Source organism: Lyticum sinuosum (assembly GCF_034471385.1).
Lineage (GTDB): Bacteria > Pseudomonadota > Alphaproteobacteria > Rickettsiales > Midichloriaceae > Lyticum > Lyticum sinuosum.
This window is the reverse complement of the sequence record NZ_JARGYU010000001.1, coordinates 120,804-144,628: the sequence shown is the minus strand read 5'-3', so window position 1 is coordinate 144,628 and position 23,825 is coordinate 120,804. Positions and strand designations below refer to the sequence as shown.

The window sequence follows — 23,825 nt, the reverse complement described above, 5'->3', positions numbered from 1 at the left end:
AGAAATGCAATATATTATTTATTAATATAAATATAAATTTAATAAAAAAATGCAATATATTATTTATTAATACAAATATAAATTATTTATAAATCATTTATTAGAATTAAAGATTTGTGAAAATTTATTCAGAAGTTAATTCTTAGAATATCAAAATTCTACATAAAAATTTTCAAAATAAATATTTATTATTATAATCATATAATCAGTAATTAAATATATTAAAAAATTAATAAAAATTATTTTCATCATAAATAATATATTGTTTATAAAAATATAATGAAAATACTTGATATTACTTGATAATATATCAAAAAATATAATTTAAATTGTACCATAAATTTCTAATAAAACTAATAGAACTAATAGAACTAAAAAAAAAACTAATAAAACTAAAAAACTAATAAAAAATAATAAAAATAATAAAAATAATAAAACTAATAGAACTAATAAAAATAATAAAAATGCCAATTACTTCTCAAATAATAGGATTTCTTTTAGTATTTTGTCGTATTGGAAGTATTTTATCTGCTATTCCATTTTTTGGAGAAGTACAAATACCTCAAAGAATAAAAAATATATTATATGTTATAATATCTATTTCTGTATATTCAGCTATAGATAAAAGCAAAATAGATCCAATAATATCAAAAATAGATGAATCATCTCATTACTTTTTATTATTTATAATAAAAGAAATATTTATAGGTTGTATCATAGGATTTATAGTTAAAGTAATTCATAGTGCAATTCATATCGGAGGTTTTATTCTTGCAAACCAATCAGGGTTATCTAGTGCATCAATGTTTGATCCATCGCAAAAATCTGAGGGAACAATTACAAGTAATGTACTGAGTATTTTTACAATTGCATTCTTTTTACATTATGATATGCATATCATTTTTATAAGAATTTTTATATCAAGTTATAAAGCAATATCAATAGGAGTACTTGATTTTGAACTATATAATGATTTATTTTCATATATTCTTAAAATTTTTAATAAAAGTGGATTAATTGCAATTCAAATAACAGCACCTTCATTGATATCATCAATGTTATTGATGTTTGGATCAGGTATTTTATCTAGATTAATGCCACAGCTTCAGATATTTTTTATTATTATACCTTTGCAACTTTTATTAGGAATATTATGTTTGGGATTTATTGTAATTTATACAATTGCTTATTTTATTAACGAATATACCGATGCTGTAAATTTTTTATCAATACAGTAATAATCAGTAATAATATATTACACATATTAATAAAATAATTTATATTATTTCCGGTAATATAAAATAATATCAAGTTTCTCATAAAACTTGCAAAATTTATTATCAAGTTTCTCATAAAACTTGCAAAATTCAAAGGGTTAAAATGATTAATAAATCAAAATAAATAAAAATTCACAATTAAATATTTAAAAATATTTATTAAGTAAAGTTATACAATAAATCCCGTATTATAATAAATAATTAGTATTAATTACTAAATTCCTTCTTAATATTATAAGATCACTTTTTTTAATTAAAGTTATCATTATATAATATTATATAAAATAATAAACTCATTATAAATAATCACTTGTTATATGTAATCAAAATTATATATACTAAGTATTATATATTTATAGATATTTTTAATATTTAACTTATATTTTAATAATTTTATATTCATATTTATATAAATTATTATATTAATGTATTTTTTATATTTATTAATATCATCACTATTTTTATAAATTTGATAAGTTTTTATATATTGGATATTTTTTTTCATATTCTTTGAAATCATAATTAATAATTAAAAATTTATTTGTAATAATTATATAAAATAATAAATTTTATCATTATAAATCATTATAAATATATGCCTCATTACAAATACATGAATATTTATCTATATTAGTTGTATACTATGGAAGTATTTTATTTTAAAAAAATTAAAAAAAATAATTGCAAATATAAATAATTATGATAATAAATAAATTGTTCAGTAATTCGGGCAATCGCTGTGTAAACAGAGGAAAGTCTGGACTGCTAAAAGCAATGATGCCAGGTAATAACTGGCTGGATTAATTAAAATAAAAATTTGCTATTAAACGAAATTTTCAGAAAATTTACTTCCATTAAAGTAAAACTTTTATTAAATAAAAATTTAATCAGTAAAAATATTATTTTTTTTGGTCCAAGGGAAAGTGCAACAGAAATTATACCGCAAAAAATATTATATATTTCTAATTTTTATAACTGTATATATTCTTGCTAAGAAATCTGACAGTTTCTTAAGAAAAATATATGTTTTTTTTGTAAGGGTGAAATGGAGTGGTAAGAGCACACCGGGGATATAGCAATATATCTCGCAAGGCAAACCCCATCAGCAGCAAAACCAAATAGAGGTATCAGCTATTTATAATAGTCTTTTGATTTTATATGTAAGTTTCCATTAAAACCATTAAAATCATATTTCATAGCTTTTTGAAAGATACCTGGGTAGGTTGCTAGAATTTTTCAGCAATGAAAAATCAAGATAAATGATTGCCGCTTTTTGAAAAAAAAGTACAGAATCCAGCTTATAGAATTACTGAACACATGAGATATATAATATATAATAATTATTAATATAACAATTTTTTATACTATAATTAATTTATATATCATATATATTACATTTACTTTTGATAAAATTGATAAAATTAATTAAAATACTCTAAAATAGCTTATTTTTGCCGATTATTAGATTAAATATTCCTAAATATAAAGTTATTTTTTAATTTTTTTCAGCTTTAATTGTTATAATTTATAATTAATTAGTTTTAATTTTTAATTTTGATAAATATATCTTTTTGATAAAATTAACAAAGATCTTTAATAAAATTCCAATAAAATAATTTATTTTTGGATTATTCTTATTCATTATTATTTATTTCTAGGCATAAAGTTATTTTTTAATTTTTTTCAGTATTTTTGAGTATTTTTCATCTTTCTTCAGCTTTTAATTATTATAATTAACATTCGAATGATCAATAGCAGCATTTGGAAAAACTATATCTTTATTAGCTAATATTTTAATCATTGCTCCTTGATCTACACTTATAACTGTAGTATCAGGAAAACGCTGTTTTACAATATCCTCAGCAGATGTACTAAATTCATCTGTAGCATCAGATAAGATTTGAGCTCTTGCAGTTGTTGTATTACTAGTTTTTGTTCCATCATTAGAAGTCGTTATAGTATCATTACCACCACCTGTAATTTCTAATGCTCCTAATGGAATAATATAAGATATTAAAAGAGCACTTATTAATTTAGAACCAAATTTATCATCTACAAAACCAGGAACCCCAGTTCTACCAAGACGATCTGAAGCTTCTGATGCTATCTTTATATCTATTCCTTTAGGAGTAACAATTCTATCCCATACTATACTAACTCTAGTTTGACCATCTTTAACACCTCCTTGATAATTACCTATGACTCTTGATCCTTTTGGAATCAATATATTTTTTCCCTGATCTGCATAAACATCACGAGATATAGTAGCTCTTACAATGCCAGATTGCCCCATTTGTGTTGTAATTGCTGTTTCAAGAACAGCATCAATAATTTTTCCTTGAACTATTGTTCTTTGGAGATTTTTTACTTGTGTAACAGTAATAGCACCCGATGACTCATTTAAAACATCAAAATTATTATCTATATTACCACCATCAAAACCTAAAAATTTCTTACTTGCATCAACACTAGTATTAGCTTGTGTATTTTTAGCATCTTTATTTTTACCATCCGTTACAGAACCATTTTCTATATCACCACCAGTTGCTCCACCAAAAACCATTATGCTAGAACTCATAGTAGCCAATTTCTTCTGTTTTTCTTCTTTACTTTCTGTAATAAGTGGAATATTATTTATCGGTTTAATTTCCTGTGATGAATTAAAATCATTATTTAATGCTGGTATAGTAGTATTTTTAGATGATGATTTTTTTTCTAATTTAGGTTGAGGTTTAGGAATTTCTAAAGTAACAGGATTCCCAGGATCAGTAGGAGCAGGAGGTGGTGGTAATGGTATCTCTGGTTGAGACACAGTTTTTTGAACATCATTTATAGTAAAATTTTTATTCTGAATCGGAGAATATTGAGTATTATTTAAACTACTATCATCAGTAGTATAATTTTGTTTTAATGAAGAAGATTTATCAGTATTATAATCACTTAATTTCTTTTTATCGTTATCATCATCAGATGACATAAAAAAATATAACATCAATAACATAATAGCTATAAGAATAACTATTATAATTATCTTATTCTTATTTTGAAAATTATACTTAGGTTTATCAGAATCATTTAAATTTTCCTGTACATTATCATGATCATTTTCCTCAAATACATTATTATTATTTTGATCATCAATTGTATTATCTTCGTAATTTTGTTGTTCTTTCATCAGCTATTTTAACTATTTAATAAATAAATTAATATTTGGATTTGTTAGATACAACTAAAGCTCTTTTATTGTTATTAGATATAGTAAATCCTCCTCCAACCTCATTAACCATAAAATAGTTACCAATTTGTCTTACGTGTAAATTAGAACAACTAGAATGAGATTTTATTGTTGGAATAAATCCTAATATGGTTGAATATTGAAAATAAGTATTATTTCCATCATCAAATACTAATCTTGGGGCTAATTGTTTATCACCACTAATCTTATAATTAAAGTTATAAGGATTAATCTGATCAATATCAAATTTTTTAAGTTCTACTTCTAATTTATCAGATTTAATTTTGTTTGACTTTTTAGATGTTTCATTTTCATCTGGATAAAAAAAACGTATAGCATATGCTACATCACTATCCATAGCACTAACAAATGATTTTGATATCAATTCAAAATAATAACGACGCTTATTTGTTATAATTGTCATATTTGTTATTATATTCTCTTCAAGAGGTTTTATAAACATAGTTCTTCCAACAATTGAGAATTGCCAAGCGTACGTACTACCAACAGAATATGTTTGAATAACTTCGCCCTTTCCAAAATCTATAGAAGTTTGATAACCATAATGTAAAACTATTGGAAATACTTCATTTTCACTATAAATCATAGTTTTTATACGACTATCGGTAGATATTGGAGCATCATAAGCAAAAATTTTATCATTTTTTGCAAAAAAATTTAATATATCAAAATAATTATTAAAAAAAAATAAGAATAAAAATATTATTATATAATAAAATACTATTTTAAATATCTTAAAAGAATTATTAAGATTTAAATGAAAATAGTATAAAATTTTATTCATATTAAATAGAAATATTTTAATATCATTGAATTCTGTGTAAAATTTTTTCATTTTTTATTATATATAATATAAAGAAAACATTGTCTACCAAATTTATATTTTTTTAGTTTTTTATACAAATTTATAAATTATTTTATATTTTCATTCGCTATTTGATAAGATTTAACTACAAAACCAAGTGGATTTATATATCTTTCAGTCTCACTCAATGTTATATTCTCAAAACTAAAAGAAATTAAAATTATTTTATCTCCACTGAAACTTCCTGAACTATCAAGATATACTCTTACTTGAGCAGTATCTGGAGTTTGAAAAACTATTGATTTAAATTTAATTTCTATTGTCCCATTCTTATTGAGAATATTATAAGGACTATTTTTATTTTGTGGTCCAAATATTGGTCTATACTGACCATAATATATCTGTGGAGATGACATAACTTTAACAACATTATAATAATTATAAAAAAAATTATAATAAGAATAACTCTCCCTAGCTTTAATATACTGAACTATTAAAGATTCTTTTACAGCAACATTTGCAGAATATTCCTTTACATCAAGCGGCTTAATTACTGTAGGTACACCACTTTTTTGCTCTATTTCAATTACAAACGGTTCTATTGTTTGTGTATTTTTTATATATCTTATAGTCACTATAGATAATGTGATAACTAAAACACATATAAAGAAAATCAATATAAAAAAATTTCTTTGTATAAGAACACTATTATAAGAATCAACATACCATGTATTTTTATTATATTCTTCTTTAGAACTTGCTGTTTTAGTTGCTTTATTATCAACTTTATTCTTCATTGTTTTCTTATATTAACTTTTTTTTATTTAATCTAAATTTACTTTATGTATTAATATGTTAATAAAAAATTAATATTCATAGATAACTTTATCAACTTGCAAATATTTTATATGCATACTCTTAGTAATTCTTTAGTGATATTAAAAATCATTTATATCATTAAAATATATTAACAAATTTATTAATAAGCAACATACTTAAGAAGTAAATTTAATAATAAAATTATATAAAACTAAGATATTATATAGTAAGAAACATATATAATATTATTGATAATATTTAATTACCAATCGATAAGCAATACATTTATATATAGTAAATTTTAAATTTAGTATCTGTATAATTGATTAATTTTATAACTTCTTATATAAATAACCTTATATAAATAACTCTAAATGTAATGTTTTTATTTGAAAAAATTTATTGTTGTAATATTTATAAGATAAATTATTCCAAAAGTAATAAATCCAGAAAAAATTACATCACTTAAGAAATGGTAACCCATTGCTATACGTATTCCACCAAAAATAGTACCTAAAAATGTTGCAATATAAAAAATATTTTTTTTATTAAAAAATCGAAATATATATAATCTAATATACAATATAAATTTAAAGATAAAATTATTTTTTCTATATAATTTGTCTAATATATTCTTGTGATTAATCTTTTTTTTTAATTTCGAATCAATTATCCAAATAAATGAGTATAAAAAATATCCTAGTGATGCATGACTAGATGGAAAAGAACACTTATCCATACACTCTCCTTTAATATCCCATGCTTTTGTAAAATTTAATTTACCACCAAATTCAATAATATCATAAGGCCTAGGACGATGAAATATAGACTTAAAAATAATATGATTTAAGAGAATAGGTACTATAAATAGCGCTAATCCTAAATAAATTGAATGATGAAAGCTTTTTTTATTTTTATATTTTATAGCAAATAAAAAATATGAAATTATTATTAATATTAATATAAATCCAAAAATAGTAATAATCTGACATGAGATGTCTATATAACTATTTTTTTCAAAAGAAATTAATTTTGTATTAAAAAACAATTTTGAAAATTTAATATCAATTTCAGGGAAAAATCTAAATAATATAATAAAAACAATCAATAAAGATAAATATATTATCATAAAATATATGAAATGTTATTAATTTTATTATACTTAATATTCGCAATTAATTTGCTGTATTGCATATTTAATTTTTTCAAAAGAAATTAATTCTGTATTAAAAAACAATTTTGAAAATTTAATATCAATTTCAGGGAAAAATCTAAATAATATAATAAAAACAATCAATAAAGATAAATATATTATCATAAAAAATATGAAATTATTATTAATTTTATTATACTTAATATTCGCAATTAATTTGCTGTATTGCATATTTAATTTTTTCAAAAGTTACTTCCTGTAAATCACAAGGATTTGGAACAGATTTTATAGAAAAAATACCATATTGCCTACGTATTAATCTTTTAATTTTCAATCCAAAATATTCCATAATTTTACGTATTTCTCGATTTTTTCCTTCTTTTATTAAAATATCAACTTTTTGATTATTTATAGGATTAAATATTACTGAATCATAGCAAAAACCATCAATATTTAGGTTTTTTCTTGCAGAAGATATCATATCGGAATTTATATTCCCATAATATTCACATGTATAAAATCTTGGTACTTTATTTACTGGAAGTTCGAAAAATCTTGCGATATATCCACTATTAGTTATTAAGATCAGTCCTTCAGTTTGATAATCTAAACGACCTATTGTTATTACTCTTGGCATATCTTTTGGCAATAAATCGAAAATGATTTTTCTATTTTGTGGATCATAAGAACTTACTATAATATTTCGAGGCTTATGAAATAACCAAAGACGCGTTTTATTATTAGTTTTTGGATCAACTAATCCATATCCTTCAATAAAAACTGAATCTGAATCATTAATCCTGGTAGCAGGATTTATAATTAATTTTCCATTAATCTTTATTTTTTGCAATGAAAGAAGTTCTTCTGCCTTGCGTCTTGAGCAAATTCCAGATTTTGATATAAATTTAGATATTTTTATATTTTTATATTGATTGATATCATATTGATTGTTATTAGTATATTGTTTGTTTCTTAATGATTTGTCTTCAAAAGTTTTTTTAAATTTATTCTTCATATTTTATTTTTAAATTTAATTATTTAAGTATTTATTAATAATAAATATAATAAATATAATAAATATAATAAAAATGATAAAATATTAAGAACAACAAAATTATTCAACTAAGTATTATTTTAGTAAACTTATAATGATACCAATATGGTATAAGCAATTATTTAAGCTATTTCTATTAAGATTTATTAATATATGTTTACTATTTGTTGTGATAATATTATCAACACAAATAGGATTAAGCATGGAATTTGCTTTACAACATGATATTAGTATATCATTAAATTATTTATTGATTATAATATATCATATTCCTAATATATTATTTAATTTTTTACCATTTATAAGTGTTTTAAGCGCAACATCTGTCTTATTAAGTTCATATAAAAATACTTTTATATTAAATTCATTAGGATTAACAAAATCTGAAATATTTATACCATTCAAAAGAGTAGCATTTATTATTTTTATTATACATGAATCAATATCATTATGTGTTTTACCAATTTTTAATAAAGAAATAATTTTAACAGAATTAACATCGGTTGATAGATATTTGCAAGATAAAATTTCAATAAATGAAATTTTTCAAATAGAGAATAATTTAGTTATTTTCTTTTCAAAAAATATAAAAAATAAATTTTTGTCTAAAAAAATTTTAAAAGATATTCTAATATTAAATAGAAAAAATGATACTATAATAATTGCCGATAGTATATTATTTAGTACAAAATCAGAAAGTAATCCTCCAAAAAACACTTTTAAATATTATAATACAGATAATATAACAACAAATCTTGATAAGAAATCTAATATAGAAAAAAAATTAGATCAAAAAAATGAAATTATAGTTGAGTTTTTTAATGGAAAAATAATAAGTACATTAAATAATCAGATTAATCAAATTACTACATTTAAGAAAAGTAATTTAACTATAAAATTACCACAGGTAAATCAAATTTATAATAAATTTACAGATAATACTCATTTAACAGTAAAAGATCTTTATAATAAAAGTAATTTTGATAATATTATTTATAATATACAAGATTTTTATAATAAAAGTAATTTTGATAATATTATTTATAATATACAAGATTTTTATAATAAAAGTAATTTTGATACTAATTCTATTAGTAATTCAAAAAAATTAACAAATAAATATAAACTAATATTATTACATAGAATTATCTGGCCAATGTATAATATTTTCTTAGTTAATATAATGCTATCTATAATTCAAATTATAAAAAGTAATCCACGTAAAAGTAATATAATAAAGATATTTTTTGCAACTACAGTTAGTTTTATTATAATAATAATATATTTTTCTATAAATGCATTGTTGAAAAATAACAACAACGCTTTTATTATAAGCATTATAATGCAAATTTCTATTTTGCTTATAACTAAAATATTACTTATAATAAAGAAATGAGTTTAAGTAAGTATTGTTATTATGTCTTCACTGCAAATTCTTATAAATCGCTTACCAAAATACTCTCAAAATCTTGGTATAGAATTGAAAAATCTTTCTGTATGTCATTGTAATTTAACTCCTGAGCAATTTTCTGGTGCTATATTGAGCATAGCTTATGCTATAGAAAATGAACGCCTTTTAAATTATATAAAAGCATACTCTAAAACTATTATTGATGATGATTTAGTTTTAGAATGCAAAAAGGCTGTAGTAATTATAAAATCATTAAGTTTATATACTTTTAATGTAAAAATATTAGATAAATCAAATAAAAATAAAATATTTCTTGTAAATGATAAAAAAGAATCTAAAACAAAAGAATTTATATTATTTTGTTATGCTGCCAGTTTAATATTTAAAGTGAATGTACTGACAAGTGAATATGAACAAAAAATTATATCACTTGGATTTAATGAAACACAATTAGAGATGATTTATAGACTAGCTTCTGTATTAGATGGAATCGCATTAAGCCTATTTATAGAATCAATGGGAACATATGAATTCAGCGGTGAACTCACATGTTCATAACAATAATACCGAATTATTTTTTGTTTTGCTTTTAGTAGTTATAATTTGTTTGGTTGTAATTTGTTGAATTATTTTGTTTTTTGTTTTATTTTTTTTAATTAATATTAAGAATTATTCAAAATATAATCAATTTATTAAATTTTAAGATTTTTATATTTTAAAAACTTTATATAAATTTCAAAACTATTTTTCAAAATTACTTTTTATTTTTTATTTTTTGTTTTGCTTTTGGTTATAATTTGTTTAGTTGTAATTTGTTGAATTATTTTGTTTTTTTTAATTAATATTAAGAATTATTCAAAATATAATCAATTTATTAAATTTTAAGATTTTTATATTCTAAAAACTTTATATAAATTTCAAAACTATTTTTCAAAATTACTTTTTATTTTTTATTTTTTGTTTTGCTTTTAGTTATAATTTGTTTAGTTGTAATTTGTTGAATTATTTTGTTTTTTGTTTTGTTTTTGGTTATAAATTTTTTAGTTATAATTTGTTGAATTATTGAAAGTATATTACTCCAAGTCCAATATATTAATAATCCTGCTGGGAATGAAGAAACCATTATCATTACAAATAATGGCATAAATTTCATCATATAAGCTTGTGTTTGATCTGCAGGCTTAGGACTCATTTGTTGATGAATATACATTGTAATAGCCATGGTTATAGCAATTGGTCCAGTCATAAGATAATGTGGTGGTGTCCATTTTATTAATCCAAATAAGTTAAAAATAGTCAGTGGATCAGGACTTGATAGATCTTTTATCCATCCTAATATTGGTGCATGCCTCATTTCAATTGATACACAAAATACCTTGTAAAGAGCATAAAATATTGGCATTTGAATGAATATTGGAATACACCCAGAAGCAGGATTTACATTTTCCTTTTTATAAAGAGCAATTGTATGCTTTTGAATTAAATCATTTTTTCCAGCATAATTTTGCTTTATAGATTGAATTTTTGGATTTAATTCTTTAAGTTTTTCCATATTTTTTAATCCCTTGTAATTCAAAGGAAAAAGCGCAATTTTTACAAGTATAGTTAATATTAAAATTGCAATTCCAAAATTTTTAAATAATTCATAAAAATATACTAAAAGTATAAGTAATGGTTTAGTTATAAAATATAAATACCCAAAATCAACAGCATGATCAAAAAGACTAATATTGTATTTATTACTATAATCATCCAGTATTTTTATTACTTTTGGTCCAATAAAAATATAATTATCAGATAATAATGTTGTTTTTTGAGTTAAAGCTTTTTTTTGTTTTGATCCAGTTCCAAGAAAAAAATAATGATTATCTTTATCACTTGTATCATTACTATTTGTAAATTTTACAGTATTAATTTTTTCATCTTTCGTAGATATAATAGCACTCAACCAATATTTATCGCTAAAACCTGCCCAATTTATATTAGATTTATAAATAAATTCTTTATCCTCTAATTTATTAAAGTTTATTTCTGAGATTTTTTCATTTTGTACTACTAATCCACCTTCATGCACAGCAATTTTTTTACCTTTATCTTCATCAACTTTTGTTTTAGTTATATTTATATATTCCATGAATTCAGGCTCTACATTGCTCATATTTTCTATCAGATATTGCACTCTTAATAAATAATCATCAACTATTTTTAATACTATTTTAAATTTTATTTTTTGATCATTTATCCAAGTTAAAGTAACTGGATTTTCATTAGAAAGAACATTATTATCTGATTCCCATAAAGAATTTTTTCCTGGAATATCTATATTATTATATAATTTATTAATTTTTATATTAAAAGATATATAATATGGTCTTTTGGATTTATAATTTCTCAAAAGATCCATTTTTTGACTATTAATATCAGTATTTTTTTTATATTCATTTAAAACAAATTCATCAATTAAAGCTCCACGTAAATTTATTGATCCAGAAAATTTTTTCGATTCAATTTTTACCTTTTTTTCTGTGTAATCGTTTTTTGTATCAATAATAGAAGGTTTTTCAATAGGAATTATATAATTTTTTGTACTACTAATATCTTTTTTATTATTAATATTATTAATATATTTTTGAGGAAAAAAATAATTAAATACAATAATAATAATAACGCAAAGCGTTGTAGCTAATAAAATACGATTGCTTTCTTGCATCAAAATATTTTTTTTAAGATTAAAATTTCTTAATTCACATTAAGCATAATAATACTTTGATGCAAGAGTTATATTATTATATATAATATATTATTTAATATAAATTTTTAAAGATTTAACCAAACTAATTATAATTAGTGTATAAAAGTGTATAAAATTATAATATAATTAACAAAATTTTTTGAAAATATATATATCATTAAAAACCTAAAATTGGTACCCCAACATCAAAATAATAAATTAAAGATGGTTTTAAATCTCTGATTTTGATGTTGCTTTTTTTTAAGCCAAAATCAATTCTAAAACAATCAACTTGATAGCGTAATCCAATACCAGCAGTTATTATGTTTTTATCATTAGGCATATACTTATTTAACTTACCACGTGCATTAAAATTTATCCATAAATCAGAATTCATTCTACGCCAAAAATCCCCACCAATTTCATGCTCATTATGATTATAATATTTTTTACTATAAAAAGTTTTTTTTCTACTGTTTGAAAATTTTCTATTTCTTATCGGATCACCATAATAATAATTGTTATCAAAAAAAGTATAGTCAGCAATCATTATGATATTATCACTATTAATTATCCAATCAGTTTCTATATGAACAGGAGTAAGTAAATCAGGTCTTAACCATGTTCTTGCTGATATTGTATTTCTACCAATTTTAGTAGAAGCATTGATATTATATGTTGAACTAGCTTTATTTAATGGATATATACTAGATCCTGGTATTATATTATCATTCATTAAATGATATGATTTATTCAAATTACCATTGTAATTATTTAATTTTGAATTATATAATCTATAATTACCACCAAATGATATATTAAAATTAAGACTTCCATAATAATACCAATTAACTCCATAATCTAAATTAGATCCAGATTGTAATTGATCATTGATATAATAACGAAGGTTATTTGAAAGAATAGTTGGGGCTTGATATTCTAAAAATTGCCTATTAAATGGACTTACAGTTATTCTATGATATGGAGATACTTTTAATCTAACAATTGGTTCCACTACTTGTATACTTTGACCATTAAAAATAGTTAAATTTTTACTTAAAGTAAAATCAACACCAGGATAAATAATAAAACCACTCTTTTCAGATATATTTTTTGTAGATCTCATTGATAACAATGGACTAACTTCAAATATAGTATTTTTGCTATGATTATATTGTATATTATTTTGAAGTTTAAAATCAAAAGATGAAGAATGTATTGATGGATTATATTCATTTAAATAATGAATGTTAATATAACTTAAATACTGATTATTTGTATTATGATTATATTTATAATTGTATTTTTTAAAATTTGCATTATCTTTAATTTTTTCAATTATACCATCTATTTTATAAGAATATTTCCATTTACCCAATTGATATATAAAAGAATTATATATAAAAGAAGCTCTTGGAAAACTGATTAAATTTTTGTAAGGAGAATATGGACGCATATCATCTAATTCTAATGCTTCTACCATGATAAAACTTCTATCATTAGGACTATAATGACTATAAATAGTGCTGTACATAATATCATCATAATTATTCAGATATTTCTTAGCGTATGTTTTATCTTTATCAATTAGTTTATTAATATCAAATCCTAATTCTAAACTAGAATTATAATATATAAAATTTCCATGTAACTTTATCATGGCATTAACTTTTTTTTCTAACTCATTTTTAGAATTTAAGTCTTTATAGTTTTTATTATATTTATTATTATTTATATTGTATTCATGATAGAAATTTTCAAATACTGATTCTTTTTTATTTAAATTATAATCTTTAATATAGCTTGTATTAATATTACAACTGTATCCACCATTATCAAATTTATGTTTTAATTGAAATTCATAAATAATAGGTAAAAGCTTTTTTAAAGATAAATGAGGAGCTATTATAATATCAATTCTATCATTAACGTTATAGTGATATGGGATTCTGATAACAAATCCTTCATGACTTATTGAATATAATTTTGGTAAAAATAATCCTGTTGGCAACCTACCATTATTTATAGAGTAATTGAATTTAGGGATTTTTATAATATGTAATCCACATAAAGATAACTCTACATTATTAATATCAATCATATCATTCTGATAAGTTCCATCTTCTCCATAGAATTCCCATACGTATTTTCCAAAACACTTTGGAGATTGACCACAAAGAGTAATCCAAAAATTATCTAGTTTATATATTTTTTGATTATCATAAGGTTTCTGAGTATTATCTTTTTTATCATTATTTCTTGTACTAGAAACATAAATATTTTTTGCTTTTAATATTACTTTATTATCCCATAGTTGTGCATATACTTTTTTACCCAAAAAGATTTTCTCATTTTTTTTTCCAAAAAAGAAAAATTTATCCCCAAATAATTTACTTTGAGTAGAATAATCATAAATTTCAACATTTCCATCTGTAATAAAGAATTCTTTTTTGGGTACCCATAATATACTATTTGCCTTTAATGTTATTTCTTCTGTTTCATCCGTAATGTTAACATTTCCTATTGCTCTTAAAATTTCATCAGTATAAATAATATTTTCTGCTTCTAATGCAATATTCTGATTTTTTTTATCAAAAAATGGATATGTTGATAAAACTAAAAAAAAACTTAAAATATTAATAATAATTATTATTATTGGTTTTACATTCATGAATATAAAATGAATTTTCTAAAAATTTTGTTATAAGTGTTTTTATATTATAGAATTTCTATGTTATAGAGTAATATGTAAAAATCAAAAAGATTTTATTGAAGTAGTAAAATATGAAATTTCTCAAAACTAAAGAAACCTCCAATAATAATTATAAAAATAAAAAATATAAAATACCTTTAAAACCATCTATTTCCTTAAATCCTACAATAAAAAATCTTTTGAGATTAGGAAATAATAAAATTGATCATATTAATATTTATGCTAATAAAAGCCTAGGTCAACACTTTTTACTTGATAATAATATTGTAAATGAGATAGTTATTAATATTTTAAATAATAATGTTAAATCTTCAGATGAAATATCAAATATAATAGCAAAAAATAATAAAATAATTTTGGAATCAAACGTTCAGGATAATGTTTCAAACGTTCAGGATAATGTTTTGAAAGTTCAGGATAATGTTTCAAACGTTCAAGATAAGGTTTCGAAAGTTCAGGATAATGTTTCGAAAGTTCAGGATAAAGTTTCAAACGTTCAAGATAAGGTTTCAAACGTTCAGGATAAGGTTTCAAACGTTCAGGATAAAGTTCCAGAAATTGAATCAAATAAAGAATATGAAGATGTTTTTGTTGAAATTGGACCGGGCTTAGGTATTTTAACAGAATCTATAGCTAGGATTATTAGACCTAAAAATTTTATAATAATAGAGCAAGATAGCCGTTTCTCAGAACATATATCTAATATTCTGTCTAATTATCCAGAAGTAAAAGCTAAAATTATTATTGATGATGCATTAATAATAAATGAAGAAGAAATATTAAAAGATATATTAATTGAAAATTGTAATGATAATATTGATATTAAAAAAAATATTAAAAAAATTAGACTTGTCTCTAATTTACCTTACAATATAAGCACATTACTGATTTTTAAATGGTTAAAAAAAATACATTTATTTTCCGATATCACTATTATGTTGCAACAGGAAGTTGCAATGCGTTTGTTAGCTAAACCAAAAACATCTCAATATGGATGGATAAGCATCATAGTACAATTAATTTGTGATGTAGAAATGGTAATTAAAGAAATTAAACCAGATGTTTTTTGGCCAAGTCCGAAAGTAAAGTCATCAGTAATAAGACTTAAACCAAAATTTCATATTAATAATGAAGACTGTGAAAATAAATATACAGAACTTTTATACGAAAAATGGATATATTATGATCCTTTTAGTGAAAAAGATTGGATTGATTTATTAAAATTTTGTAAACCTTTATTTTATCAAAGAAGAAAAATACTTAAAAACACATTAATGCAAATAAATCCTGATATTAATTGGGAAAAAATAGCAGCAGATATTAATATCTCTCTTAATTATAGACCTGAAGAAATATCACCTGAAAAATGGTTACTTTTTTCTAGAATAGCTTCACTTCATTATATTATATAAAAAATTATAAATATATATTGATAATATTTATATTTTTAATATATTATACAATATTTATTGAAAAATATAATCTTAATAAATTTAAGATAAATAATAATAATATGAATCAAAATTCTAATTTAATCTTGATTTTTATTATTTTTTAATATAAATTAGTATAAAATTTAATAAATAAAAAAAACTTGTAATAAAAAAGAATTTTTTATAAAAACTTTAATAATAATAAATAATAATAATTATGAATCAAAATTTAATTCAAGAAAGTCTAGAAAATAATTGTTTTGCAGAGGATTTTATAGTAAGGGGGAATGTTGATGCTATCAAATTAGATTTTTTCTTAAAATCAACAATAGATACTTTAGGATTAATAGAAGAAATTTCTTCTTCTAGACAAAATTTAGCAAAAACTTTAAATTATTTTAAAGATATATTAATGTCATCAGAAAATACAGAAGAATTTCAAACAAAACTCAATGATATTTCAATAAATATTCATAATAAATATGGAGTAAGTATAAATTTTTTAATGCTATTTTCAATATTAACAAGAGTTAATGATAATGATATTAGACTATTATCTAGTATTCTTGCTCATTGTTCTCTTATTGATAAAAGTGTTTATGGTAGTCCAGAATTTAATGGTATTTTTACTTATACTACTGAAAACGCTGAGCAAAAACTTGATCTAAGAGGAAATCAAGATCAAAAAATTATTGATGAGTGTCAAAATGCTGGAAGATATTTATCCAATGATCATTTTAATAATTTCAAGCAGGATATTGTTTCTCAATTAAATTCTTTTCCTGTTCCTTCAGTTAGTATTATTGATTATTTACGTAAAATTACTAGGTCTGTTATTAATATTTTGTATAAAATTACTAGACCTGTGATTAATTTCTTACGTAAAATTACTAAGCCTATTAGTAATATTTTGTATAAAATTACTAAGTCTGTTATTAATATTTTGTATAAAATTACTAGGTCTATTATTAAATCTCCAGAATTAAAATTAATATTAGCTATTTTATTAATACAATCTCAACTTGAAATAGTTTTGATAGGAGGAATTATATTATATAATATAATTATGCTTCTCTATTCTAGATATAATATTAATAATAATAATATTAATAATGATAATGTTGATATTCGTATCGAAAACTTAAAAAAAATAATAGGTGTTGCAGGAGATGGTTTATGTAAAGCAATTGGAGATACTGTTTCTACCAATCTCTTTAATAAAGAAAATGCTGGTTGTTTTGATATAAAACTTGATAAGAATTTATCAAGTAATAGATTTGTTGAAAAATGTGATCTATCAACATTAAATTATCTTACAAAGGATACACATGACTTATTAAAAGAAAAAATTGTAGGAGAAGCAGTTCATAATGTAAATTATAGAAATATATTTTCTTCTATGATAGACGAATTACCTCCTCAACAGAATAATAATATACAACAGATACAAGTTTGATCTTAATTTTATTGTTTTTTTGTGTAAATTTTAGCTTTAAATTCGAAATTTATATGTATATCAAGTATATTAATAACTAAATATCTTATAAAAATTTTATAAAATATTATTGATATAATTATATTTCTTTTTATAATTAGTTATTGCCATATTAAATTTTGATTTTTTTATCAAAAAATATTTTTTAGAAGATTAAAATGTTTTTTTTCTAAAAGATATTTAAATTTTTTAAATTTCTTAAAAATTTTAATCAAATCTATAAAATAGAATATTCTGTTACTTATAATCTTATATAAAAACTATTTAATATTATTTCAGTATTAATAAGTCTTTTTTTAGATTTTAGATATTATATTATTTAGATATTAATATATATTCTATGGATAATACTCATCCTTTTTATCAAAAAAAATATTTTAATAATAATACAATAGATAATTTAACTAAAATCTGGAAAAAAAATAAAACATTTTATCCTAATTCTTTAATTATTTATGGTCCAGAAGGAAATAATAAATCTAGTAATATTATACAATTAATTGAAATAATACTGGAAACTAATAACTTAAACTGTGATCTGGTAAGATCATTAACACATCCAGATTTATTTTTTTGTAGTCCTTTTTATGAAATTAATTCATTTACTAAAAAAAAATCTGTTGGACAAATAACAGTTGATGAGATTAGAGAATTAAATCATTTTTCATTGAGTTATCCGTCATATAGCTATAATAAAGTTATTTATATAGATAATGCAGAGCATTTAAATATTAATGCTAGTAATGCTCTTTTGAAATTGATGGAAGAATCTTCACAAAATGTAATTATATTATTAATTACAAGTAATATAAATAAAATTACACCAACTATTATTTCTCGATGTTCAAAATGGTATTATAACCCTTTGACAAGAAAAGATTTTTACACTGCTATTTCGGATTTATATTCAGAAAATATACTTCTTAATAAGAATTATATTAATGATGATAATTACTATAATATTAATAAAATAGTTGATAATTCAGTCTTCATTGAAGATTTATATATTTTTTGCGATGCAAATTTAGAAATAGCAAGAATATTGCTAAAATATCAAATTTGGCAAAATATTATCGAAGAAATTTTAAAGAAAGATTATAAAAATGAAATAAATTTAAAAAATTTTAATTATATAAAAATATTATATAAGAATTTACTTTTTATATGCAATAAATCATTTTTCTCATATAATTCTTTTTCATTTTCAAATGAAAAAATTTTAAAAGATATCATTGCTGCTATAATGCACTTATGGAGAAAAATAATTATTATTTATGGTCCTTTTTTAACATATATCTCATTGCAAATAGAAGCGTTAAATAAATGGCGCTCCCTTGTAGAAGAAGTATTTATTAAACAAAATGATTTTCAAAATTGTTATTTTTCTCTTGCGAGTTATATAGAAGAAATATATTCTTCAATATGATAATGTTATTTTCATCATTAATAAGAATTGATAACAATGATATTAGAGTTCATCATAATAATGATATTGGAATTCATCATAATAATGATATTGGAATATTATATAGAATTCTTTTTCATTGTTCTGTTAGTAATAAAATCATTATATTTCTTCACTTAATTTAAGATTTAAAATTTAAAATCTAAAATTTAATACTTTTTTTATTGATAATTAAAAATATTGATAATTAAAAGAAATTTATCAAAATTATAAAGAAGATTTTGTAATATTAAATAAAAATAATAAATAAGAATAGAGTTTTCAATGCAATTTTACTAATAATACTATTAATATCATTAAAACAGATGGTATTTCATTAATTATTCTATAAAAAACATGAGATCTTTTATTTTCACCTTTTGCAAATTTATTTAGAGTTATTAATAACCAGCAATGCATTACTGTCATAATTAAGAAAAATGCCGCTTTCCAATGAAAATATGGTTTAGAGAAATTAGCCCATTGCAATATAGAACTTAAGAATAATCCAGTCGCATATGATGATATTATACTTGGTTGCATTATATAATGAAATAATTTATATTCCATGGTTTGAAATGTTTTATCCATTTTAGAATCTATATCAGCAGAACAATGATATACAAAAAGACGAGGTAAATATAACATTCCGGCCATCCAACATATTATAGATATTAGATGTAGTGCTTTAAGTAATTCATACATAATAAAAAATACATATATATAAATCTTAATTTAAAATAATATTATTAAATAATTTGATCAAACATTATATTTATTATTTAGTAAAATATTAAAAATATAAGAAAAAGAATTCTATGAAGAAAAATAAAATATTAAATAATAGAAAAAATGTCAAGATATGTATATAAAAAAGATAAAAATTATTATGAGAGATTTAATAATGCATTAATAAATTTAGCAACTAAAATTTGTGTAAAAAGTGGATTTATTAATATAAAAATAGTAACTGATTGGTATAAAATAGTAGGAAAAGATCTTACTTCTATTATATTTCCGCTATTTATTTATTTTCCATTTAAAGATGAGTATAATGGAACATTAGTATGTGGATTGAATAATCCATCATATGCTTTACGTATACAAATGCAAAGTAAGACTATAATACAAAAAATCAATTTTTATTTTGGATATAATGCAATTGCAAGAATAAAATGTAAATTAACTTCACAATGTAAAGAAAATAATTATAATATTAATGAAAAAAGAAATATAAATTTAAAAATTAAAATTAATTATAAAGAATGGAATAGTATTTATTTATCAATACTATCAATAAATGATGATGAGTTATCTTATAAGGTTTTAAAATTAGCAGAATCTATTTTTGATAAAAAGAATATAAATATAGATATATAAATATATATTAATATATCTCTGAATAATAATTATATCTTTTATAATAATTCACTTATATATTTAATTTTATATGAATGATTGGATAAATTATAAAAAAACTGTTACTCCTTTATCAAAATCATCCTGTAAAAACAAATTTAAATATAATTATTTATATAGTGATAATATTTCGATTTTACATCAAAAAGATAATAATTCTAATTTAAAAGATAAAAATTATCAGAATCATTACATATGTTCTAATAATAATAAAAAATCATCTTCTTTTACAGCAAGTGGTATAGGATGCCATAGTAAAAAATCTTGGAAAAAAGCTTGTGCAAAAATAAATATCACTATAGATTTGCATGGACATACTTTGATAAATGCAAAAAATATACTTTATGAAAGTATAGTCATATCTTACCAAAATAATTATAGAATGGTATTAATTATCAGTGGTAAAGGAAAAATTCTAAAAAAACCTTTTTTAAAAAAAAATAATATATCAAATGATAATGTAAATACTAATACTAATACAATTAGATCAATGATACCAGAATGGTTAAATAATTTATCTTATTATATTGTGCGTTATTCTCAAGCTAATAAAAAACATGGTGGCAGTGGAGCATGGTATGTTTACTTAAGGCAAAAAAAATAAAAGAAAGGAATATAAATAAATAAAAACAAAAAGAAAGGAATAAAAGAAAATAATATAAAAAAATAAAAACAGAAAGAAATATAAGAAAAAAAAGAAAATAATATAAATAAAAACAGAAAGAAATATAAGAAAAAAAAGAAATATAAAATTAACAATATATTTTTATATAATAATAAATATATCTAAAATGAATAATTATAAACAAATTATTGAATCAAAATTTGATTATTCTAGTAATTATTATGATTCTGTTGCTTCTGTTCAAAAGACAGTTGCAGATACACTTGTAAGTAAATTGCTAATGGTTAATCCATTAACAAATGAAAAGAAAGAAAATTTTTTATTAAAATATACTAAGAATATAATCTCAAAATGTGTTAGTAAATTTAGTAATCAAGAATTTTTTAATCAAAAAGATATACGTAAAAGAGTAATTCTGGATCTTGGTACTGGAACTGGATATGTTCCTGAGACTTTATCAAAATCTCATCCAGATGCTATATATATATTAAACGATATATCTGGGAAAATGCTTGATATATGTAAAAAGAAATTTGTTAATAATATTGATAATAATTTTCAATTTTTACATTGCGATATGTTTAATTTAATTAATCAATCTGTTGAACTTTTAGAAAAAAAAGAAATAATTAATTCTTCTAATAAAATATATTCTAATATCATAAATAATAAATATAGTAATTCTAATACTATCAATACTAATAGTAATTCTAATACTATCAATACTAATAGTAATTCTAATACTATCAATACTAGTCAAATAATTATTGATAATAATAATCAATACCCTGTTAATAAAATAACAGTTGATTATTGTGATGTAATAACAAGCAGTTTATCTTTTCAATGGGTAGAAAATTTATATCAAATAATTGAAAATTGCCATGAAATATCTAATAATTTTGCTTTTGCAACACTTTTAGAAAACACTTTTATGAAATGGTATAATTTAATTAAAGAATATGATCATAATATAATATTACCTAATTATCCAAATGTTTTTGATTTAATAAAATTTTGCTTCAGAATTAGTAAATTTAATCTTAATCAAGATAAAAATCATAATAATTCTAGATTTTATTATTGGGTAATGGATTTTCCTGTATATTTTAACGATTTACAATCTTTTATAGAATACTTAAATAAATTATCAGGATGTGCTGTGCCAAATGAAAAATTTTATCATAAAAAAAGTATTTCGTATAATAATTTGAAAGAATTTATGAAAGCAGAAAAAAATAAACCTATTAAACTATATTACAAAGTTTTTTTTGGTATATTTACAAAAGAGTAAATAAAAAAATAAATAATTTAAATAAAAAAATAAATAATAAATAATTTAAATTTTTCGTATAATAATTTGAAAGAATTTATGAAAGCAGAAAAAAATAAACCTATTAAACTATATTACAAAGTTTTTTTTGGTATATTTACAAAAGAGTAAATAAAAAAATAAATAATTTAAATAAAAAAATAAATAATAAATAATTTAAATTTTTATGAATATATTTATTTCAGGAACTAATACAGGAGTTGGAAAAACAATAATATCAGCTTGGCTTGCTATTCAGTTAAATGCTTTCTACTTTAAACCAATTCAAACAGGAAATCCAACTGATACAGAAATTATAAAATCATTATCTGATGTTAAAATATATCAAGAGATATTTAAATATGAAAATCCATTATCACCACATATAGCTGCGAGAATTGAAAATAATCCTATTAATATATCAAAAATTATATCATTTTTTAATTCCTCAATACTCTCATCAGTATCAAAACATACCATAATAGAAGGTGCAGGTGGATTATTGACACCAATAAATGAAGAATTATTTATGATAGATTTAATAGATAAACTCAATATACCAATGATATTAGTTACAACAAATGAGCTTGGAGCAATAAATCAAACACTCCTTAGTTTAGAAGCTTTGAGATTTAGGAATATTAATATATTAGGAGTTATTATAAATAATATATCAAATAATAATATTAACAATAGAGATTCTATTGAATTTTATGGAAAAATTAATATTTTAGCAGAATTTCCATATTTACAATCAATAAATAAATTAGAATTAGAAAAAATTCTACTAACAAATAATACTAATAAAATTTTTACTGCATATTATAAATAATATATCAAATAATAATATTAACAATAGAGATTCTATTGAATTTTAT

Annotated in this window: 19 protein-coding genes and 1 other RNA gene; 12 read left to right on the top strand and 8 right to left on the bottom strand. The window is 20.7% G+C overall.

Annotation, left to right across the window (positions count from 1 at the left end; genetic code table 11):
• The first annotated feature begins 464 nt into the window (after positions 1-464).
• Complete coding sequence (fliR, locus tag Lyticum_RS00585) at positions 465-1,238, top strand: flagellar biosynthetic protein FliR (RefSeq protein WP_322498395.1); 774 nt, start codon at positions 465-467, stop codon at positions 1,236-1,238.
• A 757-nt stretch (positions 1,239-1,995) separates the two neighbouring features.
• Positions 1,996-2,594: RNase P RNA component class A (gene rnpB, locus Lyticum_RS00580), an RNA gene on the top strand.
• Positions 2,595-2,997: 403 nt separating this feature from the next.
• Here the strand turns inward: rnpB and Lyticum_RS00575 are convergent.
• From Lyticum_RS00575 to Lyticum_RS00555, 5 genes are all read right to left on the bottom strand, one after another.
• Positions 2,998-4,452 carry a TrbI/VirB10 family protein gene (locus Lyticum_RS00575; protein ID WP_322498394.1) on the bottom strand — a complete coding sequence of 485 codons (1,455 nt, stop codon included), beginning with the start codon at positions 4,450-4,452 and terminating at the stop codon, positions 2,998-3,000.
• 28 nt (positions 4,453-4,480) lie between these two features.
• Positions 4,481-5,317, bottom strand: coding sequence for a TrbG/VirB9 family P-type conjugative transfer protein (locus Lyticum_RS00570; protein ID WP_322498393.1), 837 nt, complete (start codon positions 5,315-5,317; stop codon positions 4,481-4,483).
• Between the two features lie 128 nt (positions 5,318-5,445).
• Positions 5,446-6,135, bottom strand: a complete 690-nt coding sequence (locus Lyticum_RS00565; protein ID WP_322498392.1) for a VirB8 family type IV secretion system protein — start codon at positions 6,133-6,135, stop codon at positions 5,446-5,448.
• A 407-nt stretch (positions 6,136-6,542) separates the two neighbouring features.
• Positions 6,543-7,286, bottom strand: a complete 744-nt coding sequence (locus Lyticum_RS00560) for a phosphatase PAP2 family protein (RefSeq protein ID WP_322498391.1) — start codon at positions 7,284-7,286, stop codon at positions 6,543-6,545.
• Between the two features lie 223 nt (positions 7,287-7,509).
• Positions 7,510-8,325, bottom strand: a complete 816-nt coding sequence (locus tag Lyticum_RS00555; RefSeq protein ID WP_322498390.1) for a pseudouridine synthase — start codon at positions 8,323-8,325, stop codon at positions 7,510-7,512.
• Between the two features lie 208 nt (positions 8,326-8,533).
• On the opposite strand from Lyticum_RS00555, the gene Lyticum_RS00550 reads away from it, so the two are divergent.
• Together Lyticum_RS00550 and Lyticum_RS00545 are read left to right on the top strand one after the other, a co-directional pair.
• Complete coding sequence (locus Lyticum_RS00550) at positions 8,534-9,760, top strand: LptF/LptG permease family protein (RefSeq protein WP_322498389.1); 1,227 nt, start codon at positions 8,534-8,536, stop codon at positions 9,758-9,760.
• A 21-nt stretch (positions 9,761-9,781) separates the two neighbouring features.
• Positions 9,782-10,333: a hypothetical protein gene (locus Lyticum_RS00545; RefSeq protein ID WP_322498388.1), complete on the top strand. Its 552-nt coding sequence runs from the start codon at positions 9,782-9,784 to the stop codon at positions 10,331-10,333.
• Between the two features lie 385 nt (positions 10,334-10,718).
• Here Lyticum_RS00545 and yidC read toward each other — a convergent pair whose 3' ends face one another.
• Both yidC and Lyticum_RS00535 read right to left on the bottom strand, forming a co-directional pair.
• Entirely contained in the window at positions 10,719-12,485 is a 1,767-nt protein-coding gene (gene yidC, locus Lyticum_RS00540) for a membrane protein insertase YidC (protein WP_322498387.1), read from the bottom strand.
• Between the two features lie 199 nt (positions 12,486-12,684).
• A complete protein-coding gene (locus tag Lyticum_RS00535) occupies positions 12,685-15,177 on the bottom strand; it encodes an LPS-assembly protein LptD (protein ID WP_322498386.1) in 2,493 nt (830 codons plus the stop codon).
• A 113-nt stretch (positions 15,178-15,290) separates the two neighbouring features.
• On the opposite strand from Lyticum_RS00535, the gene rsmA reads away from it, so the two are divergent.
• From rsmA to Lyticum_RS00515, 4 genes are all read left to right on the top strand, one after another.
• Positions 15,291-16,631: a 16S rRNA (adenine(1518)-N(6)/adenine(1519)-N(6))-dimethyltransferase RsmA gene (rsmA, locus tag Lyticum_RS00530; protein ID WP_322498385.1), complete on the top strand. Its 1,341-nt coding sequence runs from the start codon at positions 15,291-15,293 to the stop codon at positions 16,629-16,631.
• A gap of 238 nt (positions 16,632-16,869) precedes the next feature.
• Complete coding sequence (locus Lyticum_RS00525) at positions 16,870-18,108, top strand: hypothetical protein (protein WP_322498384.1); 1,239 nt, start codon at positions 16,870-16,872, stop codon at positions 18,106-18,108.
• A 379-nt stretch (positions 18,109-18,487) separates the two neighbouring features.
• Positions 18,488-19,573 (top strand): AAA family ATPase, encoded by a 1,086-nt coding sequence (locus tag Lyticum_RS00520; RefSeq protein WP_322498383.1) that lies wholly within the window; start codon positions 18,488-18,490, stop codon positions 19,571-19,573.
• 2 nt (positions 19,574-19,575) lie between these two features.
• Positions 19,576-19,737 carry a hypothetical protein gene (locus tag Lyticum_RS00515; protein ID WP_322498382.1) on the top strand — a complete coding sequence of 54 codons (162 nt, stop codon included), beginning with the start codon at positions 19,576-19,578 and terminating at the stop codon, positions 19,735-19,737.
• Between the two features lie 136 nt (positions 19,738-19,873).
• Here the strand turns inward: Lyticum_RS00515 and Lyticum_RS00510 are convergent, their stop codons facing one another.
• Positions 19,874-20,296: a CopD family protein gene (locus Lyticum_RS00510; RefSeq protein WP_322498381.1), complete on the bottom strand. Its 423-nt coding sequence runs from the start codon at positions 20,294-20,296 to the stop codon at positions 19,874-19,876.
• 147 nt (positions 20,297-20,443) lie between these two features.
• Here Lyticum_RS00510 and Lyticum_RS00505 point away from each other — a divergent pair, with 147 nt between their 5' ends.
• The 4 genes from Lyticum_RS00505 to bioD all read left to right on the top strand — a co-directional run bounded on the left by Lyticum_RS00505 (position 20,444) and on the right by bioD (position 23,779).
• On the top strand, positions 20,444-20,971 hold the full coding sequence (locus tag Lyticum_RS00505) for a DUF721 domain-containing protein (RefSeq protein ID WP_322498380.1): 528 nt from the start codon (positions 20,444-20,446) through the stop codon (positions 20,969-20,971).
• A gap of 70 nt (positions 20,972-21,041) precedes the next feature.
• Positions 21,042-21,614 (top strand): Smr/MutS family protein, encoded by a 573-nt coding sequence (locus Lyticum_RS00500; RefSeq protein ID WP_322498379.1) that lies wholly within the window; start codon positions 21,042-21,044, stop codon positions 21,612-21,614.
• 187 nt (positions 21,615-21,801) lie between these two features.
• Positions 21,802-22,929, top strand: a complete 1,128-nt coding sequence (locus Lyticum_RS00495) for a methyltransferase domain-containing protein (RefSeq protein WP_322498378.1) — start codon at positions 21,802-21,804, stop codon at positions 22,927-22,929.
• 205 nt (positions 22,930-23,134) lie between these two features.
• Positions 23,135-23,779, top strand: a complete 645-nt coding sequence (bioD, locus tag Lyticum_RS00490) for a dethiobiotin synthase (RefSeq protein ID WP_322498377.1) — start codon at positions 23,135-23,137, stop codon at positions 23,777-23,779.
• Positions 23,780-23,825: the final 46 nt, after the last annotated feature.